The 15,921-nt window shown below is 45.8% G+C and carries 16 protein-coding genes; 12 read left to right on the forward strand and 4 right to left on the reverse strand.

From position 1 onward, the window contains the following. The first annotated feature begins 30 nt into the window (after positions 1–30). Both znuC and znuB read left to right on the forward strand, forming a co-directional pair. Complete coding sequence (gene znuC, locus AC07VD_RS17000) at positions 31–726, forward strand: zinc ABC transporter ATP-binding protein ZnuC (protein WP_014475714.1); 696 nt, start codon at positions 31–33, stop codon at positions 724–726. Further along, positions 684–1,523, forward strand: coding sequence for a zinc ABC transporter permease ZnuB (znuB, locus tag AC07VD_RS17005; RefSeq protein WP_101169860.1), 840 nt, complete (start codon positions 684–686; stop codon positions 1,521–1,523). Before znuC ends, znuB begins: the two co-directional genes overlap by 43 nt. A gap of 40 nt (positions 1,524–1,563) precedes the next feature. On the opposite strand, the gene AC07VD_RS17010 is transcribed toward znuB, so the two are convergent. Then, positions 1,564–2,559 carry an LLM class flavin-dependent oxidoreductase gene (locus AC07VD_RS17010; RefSeq protein WP_494721866.1) on the reverse strand — a complete coding sequence of 332 codons (996 nt, stop codon included), beginning with the start codon at positions 2,557–2,559 and terminating at the stop codon, positions 1,564–1,566. Between the two features lie 283 nt (positions 2,560–2,842). Between AC07VD_RS17010 and AC07VD_RS17015 the strand changes: the two genes are divergently transcribed. The 7 genes from AC07VD_RS17015 (at position 2,843) to niaP (ending at position 9,611) form a co-directional block, all read left to right on the forward strand. After that, positions 2,843–3,442, forward strand: a complete 600-nt coding sequence (locus tag AC07VD_RS17015) for a TerD family protein (RefSeq protein WP_003234725.1) — start codon at positions 2,843–2,845, stop codon at positions 3,440–3,442. 21 nt (positions 3,443–3,463) lie between these two features. Then, positions 3,464–4,045: a TerD family protein gene (locus AC07VD_RS17020; RefSeq protein WP_003234723.1), complete on the forward strand. Its 582-nt coding sequence runs from the start codon at positions 3,464–3,466 to the stop codon at positions 4,043–4,045. A gap of 34 nt (positions 4,046–4,079) precedes the next feature. After that, positions 4,080–4,658, forward strand: a complete 579-nt coding sequence (locus AC07VD_RS17025) for a TerD family protein (RefSeq protein ID WP_003241242.1) — start codon at positions 4,080–4,082, stop codon at positions 4,656–4,658. A gap of 51 nt (positions 4,659–4,709) precedes the next feature. Beyond that, positions 4,710–5,483, forward strand: a complete 774-nt coding sequence (locus AC07VD_RS17030) for a TerC family protein (protein WP_003246458.1) — start codon at positions 4,710–4,712, stop codon at positions 5,481–5,483. An 83-nt stretch (positions 5,484–5,566) separates the two neighbouring features. Continuing rightward, positions 5,567–7,180: a YceG family protein gene (locus tag AC07VD_RS17035; protein WP_494721914.1), complete on the forward strand. Its 1,614-nt coding sequence runs from the start codon at positions 5,567–5,569 to the stop codon at positions 7,178–7,180. Between the two features lie 15 nt (positions 7,181–7,195). Continuing rightward, positions 7,196–8,287 carry a toxic anion resistance protein gene (locus AC07VD_RS17040; RefSeq protein WP_003234715.1) on the forward strand — a complete coding sequence of 364 codons (1,092 nt, stop codon included), beginning with the start codon at positions 7,196–7,198 and terminating at the stop codon, positions 8,285–8,287. 121 nt (positions 8,288–8,408) lie between these two features. After that, entirely contained in the window at positions 8,409–9,611 is a 1,203-nt protein-coding gene (gene niaP, locus AC07VD_RS17045) for a niacin permease NiaP (protein ID WP_167559160.1), read from the forward strand. Between the two features lie 286 nt (positions 9,612–9,897). On the opposite strand, the gene AC07VD_RS17050 is transcribed toward niaP, so the two are convergent. Together AC07VD_RS17050 and AC07VD_RS17055 are read right to left on the reverse strand one after the other, a co-directional pair. Further along, entirely contained in the window at positions 9,898–11,070 is a 1,173-nt protein-coding gene (locus AC07VD_RS17050; protein ID WP_217018637.1) for an MFS transporter, read from the reverse strand. A gap of 68 nt (positions 11,071–11,138) precedes the next feature. Continuing rightward, positions 11,139–11,441: an ArsR/SmtB family transcription factor gene (locus tag AC07VD_RS17055; RefSeq protein WP_076458377.1), complete on the reverse strand. Its 303-nt coding sequence runs from the start codon at positions 11,439–11,441 to the stop codon at positions 11,139–11,141. Between the two features lie 289 nt (positions 11,442–11,730). On the opposite strand from AC07VD_RS17055, the gene opuAA reads away from it, so the two are divergent. From opuAA to opuAC, 3 genes are read left to right on the forward strand one after another with little or no spacing between them, the layout of a single operon-like run. Further along, the gene (gene opuAA, locus AC07VD_RS17060; protein WP_024571578.1) at positions 11,731–12,987 is read left to right on the forward strand and encodes a glycine/proline betaine ABC transporter ATP-binding protein OpuAA; all 1,257 of its coding nucleotides are present in this window, start codon (positions 11,731–11,733) and stop codon (positions 12,985–12,987) included. 1 nt (position 12,988) lies between these two features. Beyond that, entirely contained in the window at positions 12,989–13,837 is an 849-nt protein-coding gene (opuAB, locus tag AC07VD_RS17065) for a glycine/proline betaine ABC transporter permease subunit OpuAB (protein WP_003234703.1), read from the forward strand. Further along, the gene (gene opuAC / locus AC07VD_RS17070) at positions 13,837–14,718 is read left to right on the forward strand and encodes a glycine/proline betaine ABC transporter substrate-binding protein OpuAC (RefSeq protein ID WP_003246462.1); all 882 of its coding nucleotides are present in this window, start codon (positions 13,837–13,839) and stop codon (positions 14,716–14,718) included. The genes opuAB and opuAC overlap by 1 nt, the downstream gene beginning before the upstream one ends. A gap of 37 nt (positions 14,719–14,755) precedes the next feature. On the opposite strand, the gene AC07VD_RS17075 is transcribed toward opuAC, so the two are convergent. Next, a complete protein-coding gene (locus tag AC07VD_RS17075) occupies positions 14,756–15,907 on the reverse strand; it encodes a M20 peptidase aminoacylase family protein (protein ID WP_032724871.1) in 1,152 nt (383 codons plus the stop codon). Between the last annotated feature and the right edge of the window lie 14 nt (positions 15,908–15,921).

Genomic DNA, 15,921 nt, shown 5'->3' on the forward strand with positions numbered 1-15,921 from the left:
ACTATTTCTTTGTGAGAAAGGAAGATTAACATGAATCTCGTCTCATTGAAAGATATCGTTTTCGGCTATTCCCATACGCCTGTTTTAGATAAAGTATCACTTGATATTGAAAGCGGTGAGTTCGTCGGCATCACTGGACCAAACGGCGCCTCTAAATCGACGCTCATAAAGGTAATGCTCGGCATGCTGAAACCGTGGGAAGGCACAGTGACGATCAGTAAAAGGAATACAGAAGGGAAACGCCTGACCATAGGGTACGTCCCGCAGCAAATTTCTTCATTTAATGCCGGCTTTCCGAGCACGGTGCTGGAGCTTGTTCAGTCAGGCCGCTATACAAAAGGGAAATGGTTTAAACGTTTAAATGAAGAAGATCATCTTGAAGTAGAAAAAGCACTGAAAATGGTGGAAATGTGGGAGCTCCGTCATCGTAAAATCGGTGATTTATCAGGCGGACAGAAACAGAAAATCTGTATCGCCAGAATGCTCGCCAGCAACCCGGATCTGCTGATGCTGGACGAACCGACGACAGCTGTTGATTACGACAGCAGAAAAGGATTTTACGAATTTATGCATCACCTCGTGAAAAATCACAACCGCACAGTTGTGATGGTTACTCACGAACAAAACGAAGTACAGCAATTTTTAGATAAAGTGATTCGATTAGAGAGAGGAGAAAAAGGCGGATGGAAATGTTTGACTTGGAATTCATGCGACGAGCTTTTTTAGCAGGCGGCATGATCGCCGTCATGGCTCCGATACTAGGAGTGTATCTCGTTCTCAGAAGACAGGCCTTAATGGCTGACACACTTTCACATATCTCATTGTCAGGTGTTGCCATCGGCTTTTTTCTCAGCACCAATATAACCGCAGCGAGCATAGTCGTCGTGACCATCGGCGCGATCGGAATTGAATACATGCGGCGGGCGTATCGGACTTATTCAGAAGTGTCCATTGCCATCTTAATGGCAGCTGGTTTGTCCTTCGCGATGTTTTTAATCAGCCTTTCCAAAGGCACAGCCAATATGAGCATCGATCAATACCTATTTGGATCGCTTGTGACAGTAAACCAGCAGCAGGTCTATATTATCAGTATTATCACACTGCTGATCCTGCTTTATTTTATCGTACTGAGAAGGCCGCTCTACCTGCTGACGTTTGATGAAGCAACAGCCAAAACGTCGGGAATCAATACAAACGTTCTCTCGTTGTCATTCAGTATTGTCACAGGCCTTGCGATTTCAGTCATTATTCCGATCATCGGGGTCCTTCTTGTATCGGCCCTGCTCGTATTGCCGGCAGCATTCGCCATCAGAATTGCAAAAGGCTTTAACATGGTTTTCATTACAGCCATACTCATTTCGTTATTCAGCGTATTTACGGGACTGACATCATCCTATCAGCTCGGGACGCCGCCAGGTCCGTCTATTACCCTGCTATTGATCGTTTTGCTATTAATCGGATTTGCAGTTCAGGGAGTTTGGACGTTTATCAAAAAAGAAGCTCAGCGCAAAAAAAGGCGCTGATAACATAAAAAGCAGTTTTCCCTAGGAAAAACTGCTTTTTTTATAGAAACAATCCGGCAAGGCGCTCATACGATTCTTTTTTCGCCTCAAAATTAAACACATTGCACAGAACCATGATTTCATTTGTTTCATAGCGGTCTATGAGGTCTAACAGCTGTTGTTTGACAGTGGTTGGAGAACCGATCACCATCCGCTTTCTGTTTTCTTCTATGAGTTTTTTATCGGACGCTGTATAGGGATGGGCTTTAGCCTCCTCGATGCTTGGCACGCGGCTGTCCAAGCCTTTTCCGACGCGAAGAAGCCACAAATCCTGGCTTAATGCGAGTTCTTCTGCCTCTTCATCTGTTTTCGCGCAAATGACAAAAATCGTAAAAAGTGCGGACGGATTCGAAAAATGGGCTGAGGGCCGAAAGCTTTCCCGGTAGATGCGGAATGCATTTTCTCCTCGCTCGGGATTAATGAAATGCCCAAACACATATCCAATCCCCTGGTGCGCCGCGCGTCTTGCGCTGTTTTCACCAAGACCAAGCACCCATAGCTCGGGTGCCGTGCCAATAAGGGGCGCCGCTTTGATTCCGGCATACGGATGGTCGGGAGGAAGGGAATCTGTTAGAAAATAAGAGACATCCTGCAGCTGTCTGTTAAATTCGGTTAAGCTTTTTTTCACCCCGTCCGTTAATGCTAGCCTGGTTTTTGTCGTGCCGCCGGGGGAGCGACCGACGCCGAGGTCAATCCGGTTTGGATACAGGGCCTCAAGCTGGCGAAAGGTTTCAGCCACTTTAAATGGGCTGTATTGGGGCAGAAGCACGCCGCCTGATCCGATACGAATGGTGTTTGTCTGTGCTGCGATGCGGGCGATCATGATTTCAGGCGCTGTGCTTGCCAGTCCTTTCGTGCTGTGATGCTCGGCAAACCAATAACGCTTATAGCCCCACTGTTCGCTTAATTGGGCAAGCTCAACCGAATGCTGAAGAGTTGTCACAGGGCTTTCTCCTTTAGAAACAGGTGCCTGATCAAGTATGCTTAAATGAATCAAAAGGCCGCTTCCTTTCTGTCTGTTTTTAGATGGTGACACAAGAATAGGCAAAATGACTTGCCCGCGTCAAATGGTTTGTTTAAGAAGCGCACTTTATAGCATTTGCAAATCATATATCAAATATGGAAGTTTTTTTTCGAGGTTTTTCGTCAATTATTCTTAACTTTTACGAAACTTTGATATAATAACAAACGTATATATTAGTAATTTACGGCTTATTTTCCTTGTGAGCGTAAAAATAAATGTGACTATCTTCACATTTCGATGAGTAGGAGTGAATCGTGTGGCAATTTCTTTAGAAAAAGGTCAACGAATTGATTTAACAAAAGGAAAAGCCGGTCTGTCAAAATTGATGGTCGGTCTCGGCTGGGACCCAGTGTCCTCAGGCGGAGGATTCTTCAGCAAACTGCTTGGCGGAGGCGGTCCGAATATCGACTGTGACGCTTCAGTGCTGATGCTGGAAAACGGAAAATTCACCGATAAGAAAAACCTGATTTATTTCGGCAACCTGAAAAGCCGCTGCGGCGGTGTACAGCATACAGGCGACAACCTGACGGGTGACGGTGCGGGCGATGACGAGCAAATTATGATAGATTTAGATAAAGTGCCTGGAAACATCGATAAGCTTGTATTTGTAGTGAACATTTACGATTGTGTCAGAAGAAAACAAGATTTCGGCATGATTCAAAATGCGTTTATCCGCGTAGTTGATCAATCTAATCACGAGGAAATGCTCAAGTACAATTTGAGAGACAATTACGCCGGCAGAACAAGCCTGATTACAGCAGAAATCTACCGCAGCGGCAGTGAGTGGAAGTTTGCGGCGATCGGTGAAGGCACAAACGATACGAGATTAGAAGATATTATCAGCCGATACGTATAAAAGAAAAGGAGTGGATGAAACATGACAATTTCATTGGCAAAAGGACAAAAAGTAGATTTAACAAAAACAAATCCGGGTCTTTCAAAGGTTGTTGTCGGTTTAGGCTGGGATACGAACAAGTATGACGGCGGGCACGACTTTGATCTTGACTCAAGTGTGTTTCTGTTAGACGCTGCAGGCAAATGCGCATCTCCAAACGACTTTATTTTCTACAACCAGCTTGAAGGCGGCAACGGTTCAGTCGTTCATTCAGGCGACAACCTGACTGGTGCTGGCGAAGGCGATGATGAGAATGTAAAAGTAAATCTCAGCGCTGTACCGGCAAACATTGATAAAATCTCATTTGTTATTACCATTCACGATGCAGAGGCGCGCAGCCAAAACTTTGGACAAGTATCAAACGCGTTTGTCCGCATCGTAAATGAAGAAACAAATGAAGAGCTCATCCGTTACGATCTTGCAGAAGATTTCTCTATTGAAACGGCAATCATTGCAGGGGAGCTTTACAGACATAACGGCGAGTGGAAATTCTCCGCAATCGGCTCAGGCTACCAAGGGGGCCTTGCCCGCATTGCAACAGACTACGGTTTGCAAGTCGGTTAAGACAAATACGAAGAGCAGAAAGGAGAGAGGCAGTATGGCCATTCAATTATCAAAAGGACAGCGCATTGATTTAACGAAAACAAATCCGGGACTGACAAAAGCGGTGATCGGCTTAGGCTGGGATACAAACAAGTATTCCGGCGGACACGATTTTGACCTGGATGCTTCGGCCTTTTTAGTTGATGCGCATGATAACTGCGTAAATGATCTCGATTTCGTCTTCTATAATAACCTTGAACATCCGAGCGGCGGTGTCATCCATACGGGTGACAACCGCACGGGTGAGGGCGACGGAGATGATGAGCAGATTATCGTTGATTTCTCAAAAATCCCTGCTCACATTGAGAAAATCGGCATCACAGTGACCATTCACGACGCTGAAGCACGCAGCCAAAACTTTGGACAAGTTTCCAATGCATTTGTCCGCGTTGTGGATGAAGAAACGCAGAATGAGCTTCTTCGCTTCGATTTGGGAGAAGACTTCTCCATTGAAACAGCTGTTGTCGTTTGTGAGCTTTACAGACACGGCGGCGAGTGGAAATTCAATGCGATCGGCAGCGGATTTTCCGGCGGGCTGGCTGCATTGTGCCGGAATTACGGTTTGCAAGTGTAAGCGAGTGACAAATAGAGGAGTCACCGTTTCAAATTAATAGGAGGAAAAAACTTGGACTTTTTACATCATATTTTGTCTACGTATGCTTCATTTTTCGATTGGAAAATGTGGGGGGAAGTTCTGACCGATCCTGTTTCCTGGGGTTTGATCGGTTCCCTTGTTGTTTTGGAAGGCCTTTTATCGGCCGATAACGCGCTTGTTCTTGCGGTCATGGTTAAACACCTGCCGGAAAAACAGCGGAAAAAAGCGTTAACGTATGGTTTGTTTGGAGCTTATATTTTCAGGTTTATTTTCATCGGGCTCGGTATGCTTCTCATTAAATTCTGGTGGATCAAGGTGCTTGGCGCGCTTTACCTGGCTTGGCTCGTCATTAAGCACTTCTGGATAGGCGAAAAAGAAGAGGAAGCGGACGGCATGAAGAAAAACTCTTGGATGGTCCGTACGTTCGGGATCTTCTGGGCGACTGTCATTTCAGTAGAATTAATGGATCTTGCCTTCTCTGTGGACAGCATCCTGGCCGCGTTTGCAGTATCTGAAAAAGTATGGGTGCTTCTGATTGGCGGTATGCTTGGTATTTTAATGATGCGTACAGTGGCAAAAGTGTTCCTTGTGCTGATTGATAAAATTCCTGAGCTGGAAAACACAGCATTCGTCTTAATCGGCATTATCGCGCTGAAAATGGCGGGGAGCGCTTTCCATTACGAAATGCCGCACTCTGTATTCTTCATCATCATTATCGCTGCATTTGCGGTAACATTGATCATTCACTACATCAATAAACAAAAGCAGGTGCGCGAACAAACAGCCGCTTCAAAAGAAGAATAAAACAAAACAAGGAGGGAGGTTCAATGTCCTTCCTTTTTTGTTACCGAAATATCGTTCAATGACAAACCGGAAAGGAGGATATGATGAGACAAGAAGAACTAACCATTCATAAAGCACTTCCGGCTGATGGCGATTGGAAAAGCCTGCTGTTTCAGCCATTGCCGGAGCGGGATCACTATAAAACTGCACAAGGCCTTTCTTTTTCTCGTCTTGCCGGACAGATATTGGGCACGCCTATTGATGAGACGGACTACTATAACGAGCTGTATGAGCTGTCTGTAAACGACCGCATAACGATTTTGAGTGAAACGCTTGATAAAACAATCGAACCGGAAACATTTCAAAAGCTTCAGCATATTCATTCCATCAATCAGAAAGAAAAAGGGCTGTCAGTCAGCCGCTTTGTTGCCTTTCTGGACGGGGAAAAGCTGATTGCGAAGCACTCAAATCCCTTGATGCACCGCCATTTAAGAAAAGCGCTGATGACGCTTTTACATACCTTTGCGGACAGTCATGAAAAGGGGCTGAATCATCCTGATTTTCGCAGAGTGCTGCTTGATGTCTCGAAGTTTTCCTTAAACCATCTGAACCCTTGGCTGGAAAAAACCGATATAGAGCGGGAGATGCCGAAGGTTGTTTGGTATGGAGATGCGACGAAAAGCCAGCTCTATTTCTTATATTATCTGATGCTAGTCGGCTGTGATGTACTACTGTTCCATCCGGCGGGAACGGATCAGCTGGCGCTTGTCGACCCGAAGCAGGAGCTCGGTTTTACGGAAAAGCTCCCGGATGTTTCTGAGCTTCAGCCGTTTCCGAAAGAAAAACCTGACCGGAAATCAACAGTGGCTTACCGCTCAACAAAGGAAATTGAACATGTGCTGAATCACGAGGAATCCATGCTGTATAAGCCGTGGCAGTTCAGAGATCACACACCGGTGCCTGTTACGCTGAAAACGACCTATGATGAATTGTTTTTAATCACGAAAGAACGCGCCTTTATTCGGCCGAATTTCAAAGCAGATAAATATTCCATTGAGATTCCGAATGTATTCGCCAAAATTATGGGCGTGTCGAAAGACAATAAGGAATATTGGAACAGGCTTCATACTCTAGCGGATTATCAGGAAACAGAAATTGTCAGAAGCTTTCCATTTACAGAAGAAATAAAGTCGAACTATCAATTTCACTACAGCCACGCACTTGATCAAGAAGGGAACATTGATCCGGACAAGCTGATGGCAAGCAATGTGTGGCAGTACAAACAGCTGCCGGCAGGCGTTCAGACTGCCATTGCCAAAACGATTTCGAGAATGTGCAGGCACCCGCGGCTTAAGGCTTTGCATCAGGAACAAGTCAAGGATGTTCAAATCTATTTGTTTAAACAAACAACAAACCTGCCTGCTAATCTGCTGAAATTGATTCAAATGTTCGACTATGCGCAAACCGTTCCGAAACTCGTTTTATATCATACGGAAATGAGCGGCGGACTCGCGCGTTCGGATGCTGCCGCCCTGCTGTTCCTGAATGAAATCGGAATCGATATCATCATTTATAATCCGCCCGGACACCAAGATATTGAGCAGTTTATTGAAGAGGACCAGTATGATATCCACTGGCTGGATGACATGGTGTTTCAGCAGGACTACAAAGAGCCTTCGCTTGTGAAAAGGCTCTTCAGAACCATTACCCAAAAATAAGGAGAGAAGAAAAGCATGACAACAGAAAATCAAAATCCGCTTGTTCTCGATAAAAATGAAGAGATTTCCCAGCAAAAAGCTGACGATATCCGTCTTCAGCTCCGTCAGGAACCAGAAGTGAAGCGGCTTGCTCAACAAATTGACGTCAAAAACCAAATGGAGCTGCTTGAGTACGGCAAGGAGCCGGCCGTTGAAATATCCAAGTTCTCTGACCGCATCTTAGGGATGATGAAAACAACAAGCGTGACAGACTCCGGCACAATGCTGACTCAGCTTGGGAAAATCATGGACCGCTTCGACAAAAATGATTTTGATGAGCCAAAGGGATTAATGGCGAAAATTTTTAAACGCGGCGGCAGCATGATTGAAAAAATCTTTAAAAAGTATCAGACACTTGGCGGAGAGATTGAAAAAATCCACGTTGAGATTTCAAAATACAAAGATGAGATGACGAAGACGAACTACACGCTCGATGAAATGTATGAAAACAATATCAAATACTATATGGAGCTTGAAAAATACGTCGTTGCCGGGCAGATGAAACTGGAAGAGATGCAGTCGATCCTTCCTTCATATGAGGAAAAAGCGGCAAGCGGAAACCAGCTGGCGCAAATGCAGCTCGATACATTGCGCAACGGCATTCAGGCGCTTGAGGAACGGGTGTATGATCTGGACATGGCACGGATGGTGGCGCTTCAAACCGCACCTCAAATCCGTCTCCTGCAGCGAGGAAATGCAAAGCTGATCGGGAAAATCAACTCCGCGTTTATCATTACCATTCCGATTTTCAAAAACGGCATTATTCAGGCTGTTACGGTAAAGCGGCAAAAGCTTGTGGCTGATTCCATGAGCGAGCTTGACCGCCGGACAAACGAGATGCTGAAACGAAATGCTGAAAACATCTCGAGCCAAAGTGTTGAAATTGCCAGAATGGCCGGCAGACCGAGCATAGATATTGAAACGATCGAATCGTCTTGGAACACGATTGTCAGCGGCATGCAGGAAACAAAACAAATCGAAGAAGAAAACAAGCGCCTCCGCGAAGACGGCGCGAGACGAATTGCACAGCTTCAGGATAATATTAAAAAAGCAGCATTGCAGCAATAATAAAAACCCCGCTTGTGGACCATAAGCGGGGTTTTTCAATTACATCATTTAGTTAATGACAATGTGTAAAGACAGGTGTAAACTTAAACGGTAATCATTTTGCATATCAGAGGTGTTGGCAATGGGAAAACAACAGCCTATATCCCAGCGTAAACTGCTGGGCATCGCCGGTTTGGGGTGGCTGTTTGATGCAATGGATGTCGGAATATTATCGTTTATTATCGCCGCGCTCCATGTAGAGTGGAATCTGTCGCCCGAGGAAATGAAATGGATCGGAAGCGTCAATTCCATCGGCATGGCTGCGGGTGCGTTTTTGTTTGGTTTGCTTGCTGATCGAATTGGCCGCAAAAAAGTGTTTATCATCACCCTTTTATGCTTTTCCATCGGAAGCGGCATTTCCGCTTTTGTGACGAGCTTATCGGCATTTCTAATCCTTCGTTTCGTGATTGGTATGGGACTTGGCGGCGAGCTTCCAGTCGCTTCAACACTCGTTTCGGAAGCGGTTGTGCCTGAAAAGCGAGGCAGAGTGATTGTGCTTTTGGAAAGCTTTTGGGCCGTGGGCTGGCTCGCAGCAGCCTTGATTTCTTACTTTGTGATACCAAGCTTCGGCTGGCAGGCTGCCCTTCTGTTAACTGCGCTGACTGCTTTTTATGCGCTGTACCTGCGGACGAGTCTGCCTGATTCGCCGAAATATGAATCGCTTTCTGCCAAAAAGAGGTCGGTGTGGGAGAATGTAAAAAGCGTCTGGGCAAGACAGTATATACGGCCGACCGTGATGCTGTCGATCGTTTGGTTCTGTGTGGTGTTTTCTTATTACGGCATGTTCCTATGGCTCCCGAGTGTCATGCTGCTGAAAGGCTTCAGCATGATTCAAAGCTTTGAATATGTCCTGCTGATGACGCTTGCTCAGCTACCTGGCTATTTCTCTGCCGCATGGCTGATTGAAAAAGCGGGCCGGAAGTGGATACTCGTCATTTACTTGATTGGCACAGCAGGAAGCGCCTATTTCTTCGGAACGGCGGATTCCTTAAGTCTTCTGCTTACGGCTGGAATGCTGTTATCGTTTTTCAATCTCGGTGCATGGGGCGTGCTGTATGCTTATACCCCGGAGCAATACCCGACTGCGATTCGAGCAACAGGTTCAGGAACGACAGCAGCGTTTGGAAGAATCGGCGGCATCTTCGGGCCTTTGCTCGTCGGAACTCTGGCAGCCCGTCATATTTCGTTTTCGGTCATCTTTTCAATCTTTTGCATTGCAATCTTACTCGCGGTTGCTTGTATTTTGATTATGGGGAAAGAAACGAAACAAACTGAGCTAGAATAGGAAAAGCACCTCTTGAAAGAGGTGCTTTCAGCGTGTCGACAAACCCTCGCATTCGTTGTCAGGACTGCGCTTCGGTGCTCAATGCGAAGTGGATCAACGGCTAAATTCTCAGGCGTCCTGCCTAAACGCCGTCGTCATCACATCCTGTGAATGTCCGCTCCTATGCTCGTCCTTCCTAGACTTCAAGGGTTTTCAATCACGCTGAAAAGATGACAAAATCCTAAAATGAAAACCATTTTAGGATTTTGTCAACAATCTGAGGCACCTCTTGAATGAGGTGCTTTTTTTACAATTGCGCCCGGGCTGCGGATTGGCGTTTCCCGGTTTTACTGATTGCCTGGTAGAGCGTCATAGAAAGTATGAACAAAATGGCAGTAAATCCTGTGACAGCTCCGAAATGCTGTGTGCTTTGATATAAAAAACCTGCAATACTTGTACCGACAGTGGTTCCGGCATACATAGCGGCATTGGAAAGGGAAGCGATGGTTCCTCGCGCATTCGGTGCAATGGATTGAAAGACACCCATCATTAACGGAAAGATGATGCCAGCTGTAAAGAACGTGAGAAAAAAGCCGGCTTCTACTAAAAACAAGTTTGGAAAGAACGGAAGAGCGAAATAGAGAGCGCCCATTAGCAGCATCCCGCTGATCAGTGTTTTAAACATGCCCAGCTTTTCTGAAACCCGGCTGCCGATAAGGCTCCCGAGCATATTTCCCAGTCCGAGTACAAGCATAGCTGCGCCAATTTGTGACACGGTTAAATGATAATCCGCGGAAAGCCAAGTACCCAGAAAGCTGAACGAAGCGAAGTTTCCGGTTTGAAACAGAAAATAGGCAAGCAGAATGACCGATGTTTTCGGCAATGAAAAAAGCTCCCGGTAGGGGTTGACAATTGATGGTCGCGCCAATGGTTCAGAAGGCAGGATATCAGGCATGACCGCCGCCAGGATCAATAGAAGAATAAGCGAGCACGCTGACAAAACGAAAAATGGCGTATGCCATGTAAAGGAAGCGAGAAACCCTCCAATAGGAAGTCCGAGCATTTGTGAAGCGGCCAAACCTGCTGTCGCAATCCCCATGCCTTTTATGATCTGAGAAGGCCGGACAATGACTGGGATGGACGCCCAAATTTGAGGCGTCACAAACGCAGCGCTAACGCCTGCGGCAAAACGGAACAGGCACATGGCGGCAAAAGAGGGAGCGATGCCGCATAAAAACGTGGATACGATAAAGCCTGCAAGTCCCCACAGCATGACTGTTTTCCTGTTCAGCCGGTCTGAGATTGGGCCTGCAATGAAAGCGAAGAGCGCATAACCGAGTGCATAAGCACTGACCATCCAGCCTGACAAATCAGTAGAGACATGAAACTGATTCTGTAAAAGGGGGAGAAGCGGCGAAAGCAAAAAGGTATCCGTGCCAATGACAAACATGACACTGAAGAAAAGCCAAATGCGATTCAAATTTTATCACTCCTATTGTTTTATAACTTTGAAACTATGAAACAGATATGTATAGAGAAAACCCTTTGTTAGAGGGTTTCCAAAAAGCCAGGCAGGTATGTGTGAAAGGTGTCTTCACGCAGACTGACGTATTTTGTCCGCGAATCTTTCCGGGTTGCCGTCAATCCCGCTTCACGCAGCGTTTTAAAATGATAAGATGCCGTGGTTTTGACAATATTGCACTTTTCACCTACTTCACCGCAGCTGAGTTCTTTTCCGCTGACATAAAGCGTACGAATAATGGCAAGCCTTGATTCATCAGACAGTGCTTTAAAAATTTGCGCTCTGATTTGATCATCTGATTGTTTCATAGTCATGAAACTATAATACATAATTGATGTTGAAAAAGCAACTTATTTTTCCAGTAAAGGAGAGGGAAGTCATAAGAGCAAGAAGGAATTCAATTCCAATTAAAGCGTTTTCAACTAAAGATAGGCGAAAAATCACCCGTAAAATACAATCATATAGGAGGATTACAGAGCATTTAGAAGCATAAATAAGATCATGTGGTCACATGGATGTTTATAAAGAAATGGTACAGAATAAAAGAGAATATGCTGTTTGTGTGGGAAGTTACATAAATGTTACGGTAATAAAGATTGCTTAATATGGAGGGAAAATATGAGTGTAGATGAGAAACCAATTAAGATAAAAGTCGAGAAAGTCTCTAAGATTTTTGGGAAACAAACAAAGAAGGCAGTTCAAATGCTTGCCAACGGAAAGACAAAAAAAGAGATCCTGAAAGCAACCGGATCAACCGTTGGGGTTAATCAGGCAGATTTTGAAGTATATGATGGTGAGATATTTGTCATCATGGGTCTATCAGGGAGCGGTAAATCAACTTTAGTACGGATGTTAAACCGGCTTATTGAACCGACTGCCGGAAATATTTACATTGATGGTGACATGATAACAAATATGTCTAAAGACCAGCTCCGGGAAGTCCGCCGGAAGAAAATCAGCATGGTCTTCCAAAAGTTCGCTCTGTTCCCGCACAGAACGATACTTGAAAACACAGAATACGGACTGGAACTTCAAGGTGTAGACAAACAAGAGCGGCAGCAAAAAGCGCTTGAGTCTCTTAAGCTCGTCGGGCTCGAAGGGTTTGAACACCAATATCCAGACCAGCTTTCCGGCGGGATGCAGCAGCGTGTCGGCCTTGCCCGCGCGTTGACAAATGATCCGGACATCCTTCTGATGGACGAAGCGTTCAGTGCGCTTGATCCACTGATTCGTAAAGATATGCAGGATGAGCTTCTTGATCTTCACGATAATGTCGGAAAAACAATTATCTTTATTACGCATGACTTGGACGAAGCGTTGCGGATCGGCGACAGAATTGTCCTAATGAAGGACGGCAATATCGTTCAAATCGGCACACCTGAAGAAATCCTGATGAATCCATCTAACGAATATGTTGAGAAATTCGTCGAAGATGTTGATTTGTCTAAAGTCCTCACAGCAGGCCACATTATGAAACGCGCTGAAACAGTGCGGATTGATAAAGGGCCTCGCGTAGCATTGACACTGATGAAAAACCTTGGAATTTCTTCAATTTATGCAGTGGATAAACAAAAGAAATTATTAGGTGTTATCTATGCGTCTGATGCGAAAAAAGCGGCTGAGTCTGATTTGTCACTTCAAGACATCTTGAATACAGAATTTACGACTGTACCAGAGAATACGTATCTGACTGAGATTTTTGACGTTGTGTCCGATGCGAATATTCCAATTGCGGTTGTGGATGAGAAGCAAAGAATGAAAGGAATTGTCGTAAGAGGCGCGCTGATTGGCGCACTTGCCGGCAATAACGAGTATATCAACGCTGAAGGCACTGGCGAACAAACACAAGATCCTTCTGTACAGGAGGTGAAGTAAGATGGATAGACTGCCTAGAATACCTTTAGCAGATATCATTGACCGTTTTGTTGACTGGATTACGATGACGTTTGGCGGATTCTTCGACGGTATCGCTAACGGATTGGCCGCTTTTGTAAATGGAATTGTCACCGGTCTTGGATTTATTCCATCTATTTTGTTAACGATTATTTTCGCCGCACTTGCGTGGTGGATCAGTACAAGGGGAATTGCGTTATTTACGTTGATTGGATTCCTCCTGATCGATTATTTAGGATATTGGGACCCAATGCTGCAAACATTGGCGCTTGTTTTGACATCTGTGATTATTTCGATTGTGGTCGGGGTTCCGATCGGAATTTGGGCGTCTCAGAAAGAAACGGTTCGCCGTATTGTAACGCCAATTCTTGATTTAATGCAGACAATGCCTGCTTTCGTATATCTATTGCCGGCGATTTTCTTCTTTAACATCGGTGTTGTGCCGGGTGTTGTTGCATCTGTTATCTTCGCGATGCCGCCGACAATCCGCATGACTGTTCTCGGTATTAAACAAGTGCCGGCGGATTTGATTGAAGCGACTGAGGCATTCGGTTCTACAACAGCTCAGCGTTTGTTTAAAGTTCAGCTTCCGCTTGCGACAAAAACGATTTTGGCCGGAATTAACCAGAGCATCATGCTTGCGTTATCAATGGTTGTTATCGCCGCAATGGTCGGTGCACCGGGACTTGGTTCTGAAGTATACAGTGCCGTTACACAGCTGAAAACCGGGGTCGGAGTAGAGGCCGGTATCGCCATCGTTATCGTTGCCATTACCCTGGACCGTATTACTCAAAATATTAAAGTGAAGAAGAAAAGCAGGGGGAATGCCTGATGCTTAAAAAAATCATCGGCATCGGCGTTTCCGCCATGCTGGCGCTCTCACTTGCGGCTTGCGGTTCAGAAAACGATGAAAATGCATCCGCAGCAGAACAGGTGAATAAGACCATCATCGGGATTGACCCCGGTTCAGGGATTATGTCCCTGACTGACAAAGCGATGAAGGATTATGACCTGAATGACTGGACATTGATTTCAGCGTCAAGTGCTGCGATGACCGCTACGCTTAAAAAGTCATACGACCGTAAGAAACCGATTATCATTACAGGATGGACACCGCACTGGATGTTCTCCAGATATAAGCTGAAATATCTCGATGATCCGAAACAATCTTATGGCAGCGCAGAGGAAATCCATACGATCACACGCAAAGGCTTCAGCAAAGAACAGCCGAATGCCGCAAAGCTTCTGAGCCAGTTTAAATGGACGCAAGACGAAATGGGCGAAATCATGATCAAGGTGGAAGAAGGCGAGAAACCTGCCAAAGTTGCTGCCGAGTACGTCAATAAACACAAGGATCAGATTGCCGAATGGACAAAAGGCGTTCAAAAGGTAAAGGGAGACAAAATCAACCTTGCCTATGTGGCGTGGGACAGTGAGATTGCAAGTACAAACGTCATAGGCAAAGTCTTAGAAGACTTGGGCTATGAGGTAACACTTACTCAGGTAGAGGCTGGGCCGATGTGGACTGCAATTGCGACGGGAAGTGCGGATGCATCACTTTCCGCATGGCTGCCGAATACCCATAAAGCATACGCCGCTAAATATAAAGGCAAATATGATGATATTGGCACCAGTATGACTGGTGTGAAGATGGGGCTTGTTGTTCCTCAATATATGAAAAATGTCAACTCAATTGAAGATTTGAAGAAGTAATCTAAAAAGCAGCCTGTGACAGGCTGCTTTTTTTGCGTTATTTTACGTAAGCGGCAGCGGGTGAATCAGCCTTTTGAAAAGTTTTTAATACGGCATTCGCTAAAATGTGAATGCCGTTGAACATCGCATTTCTGTCAAAGGTCATGTGCGGATGATGGAGCCCCGGCTGGAGCCCGCAGCCTAGTCCGAGCATCGTTGTTTTCAGATTCGGCACCTTCACGGCGTAAAAATGGAAATCCTCTCCGCCGGTGGTGACAAGCGGATCATCAAGCCGCTCAGCCCCGATGATATCCGTAATGGCTTCTGCCATGATCGCTTCAGCTTCTTTGTTTTGTGTTGCCGCAGGAAGGCTGTGTTCTTTTTGCAGCTCGATTTTTGCGCCGAATGCAGCGGCGGCCGCTTCACAGGCTCTTTCTGTTTCGGCGATTAACGCCTCCATGGCTTCATTGGTCTGTGCGCGCAAATCAAGGCTGAACGATGCTTTTCCTGGAATGATGTTAGAGCTTTCACCGCCGGCTTGAAGTTTTGTCATTTTGACGGTATGCGGGATTTGCGGGTCAATATGAATGAGTCCGAGCTTATGTACAAGAAATGCCGCAATTTCAATGCTGTTTTTCCCGAGGTGCGGACGGGCGCCATGAGCCTCTTCCCCGATGATCGTTCCCTCAATGTGCTGGCTTGATCCGTGCAGAATAGACGGAGCGCAGCGGCCGTTCTGTGTTTCCTGGATCGGACGGACGTGAACGCCATACAAATAGTCGATATCATCAAGCACGCCTTCTTCTATCATTTTCAAGGCGCCGCCGCCTTTTTCTTCTGCCGGCTGAAAGATAAAACGGATTGTGCCCTTCGGAAGCTCAGGTTGTTTTTTGAGCAGCATTAACGTGCCCAATGCCATTGTCATATGTGAATCGTGTCCGCAGGAATGGTTGGCGCGAAATGTGCCGTTAACCTCCTGCCACAGCGCGTCAATATCAGCGCGTACCGCTACAACAGGTGAGCCTGAGCCGATTTCGCCGACAACCCCGGTGCAGTCTGAAAACGTGCGCGTCCGGCACCCTAAATCCTCAAGCTTTTGTTTCAAAAATGAAGTTGTCTCATATTCCTTCCAGCTGACTTCAGGGTTCGCGTGCAGATGCTCGAAGATGTCCATAATGGTTTGTTTCATGTCTTCTGAAAGCTTTTGCATGGTAAGAAATACCT

This window comes from Bacillus sp. GW821-FHT01G09 (assembly GCF_059422205.1).

Coding starts and splice junctions, on each gene's coding strand:
- znuC (WP_014475714.1), top strand. CDS start 31: ATGAATCTCGTCTCATTGAAAGATATCGTTTTCGGCTATTCCCATACG.
- znuB (WP_101169860.1), top strand. CDS start 684: ATGGAAATGTTTGACTTGGAATTCATGCGACGAGCTTTTTTAGCAGGC.
- AC07VD_RS17020 (WP_003234723.1), top strand. CDS start 3,464: ATGACAATTTCATTGGCAAAAGGACAAAAAGTAGATTTAACAAAAACA.
- AC07VD_RS17025 (WP_003241242.1), top strand. CDS start 4,080: ATGGCCATTCAATTATCAAAAGGACAGCGCATTGATTTAACGAAAACA.
- AC07VD_RS17035 (WP_494721914.1), top strand. CDS start 5,567: ATGAGACAAGAAGAACTAACCATTCATAAAGCACTTCCGGCTGATGGC.
- AC07VD_RS17040 (WP_003234715.1), top strand. CDS start 7,196: ATGACAACAGAAAATCAAAATCCGCTTGTTCTCGATAAAAATGAAGAG.
- niaP (WP_167559160.1), top strand. CDS start 8,409: ATGGGAAAACAACAGCCTATATCCCAGCGTAAACTGCTGGGCATCGCC.
- AC07VD_RS17055 (WP_076458377.1), bottom strand. CDS start 11,441: ATGTATTATAGTTTCATGACTATGAAACAATCAGATGATCAAATCAGA.
- opuAA (WP_024571578.1), top strand. CDS start 11,731: ATGAGTGTAGATGAGAAACCAATTAAGATAAAAGTCGAGAAAGTCTCT.
- opuAB (WP_003234703.1), top strand. CDS start 12,989: ATGGATAGACTGCCTAGAATACCTTTAGCAGATATCATTGACCGTTTT.
- opuAC (WP_003246462.1), top strand. CDS start 13,837: ATGCTTAAAAAAATCATCGGCATCGGCGTTTCCGCCATGCTGGCGCTC.
- AC07VD_RS17075 (WP_032724871.1), bottom strand. CDS start 15,907: ATGCAAAAGCTTTCAGAAGACATGAAACAAACCATTATGGACATCTTC.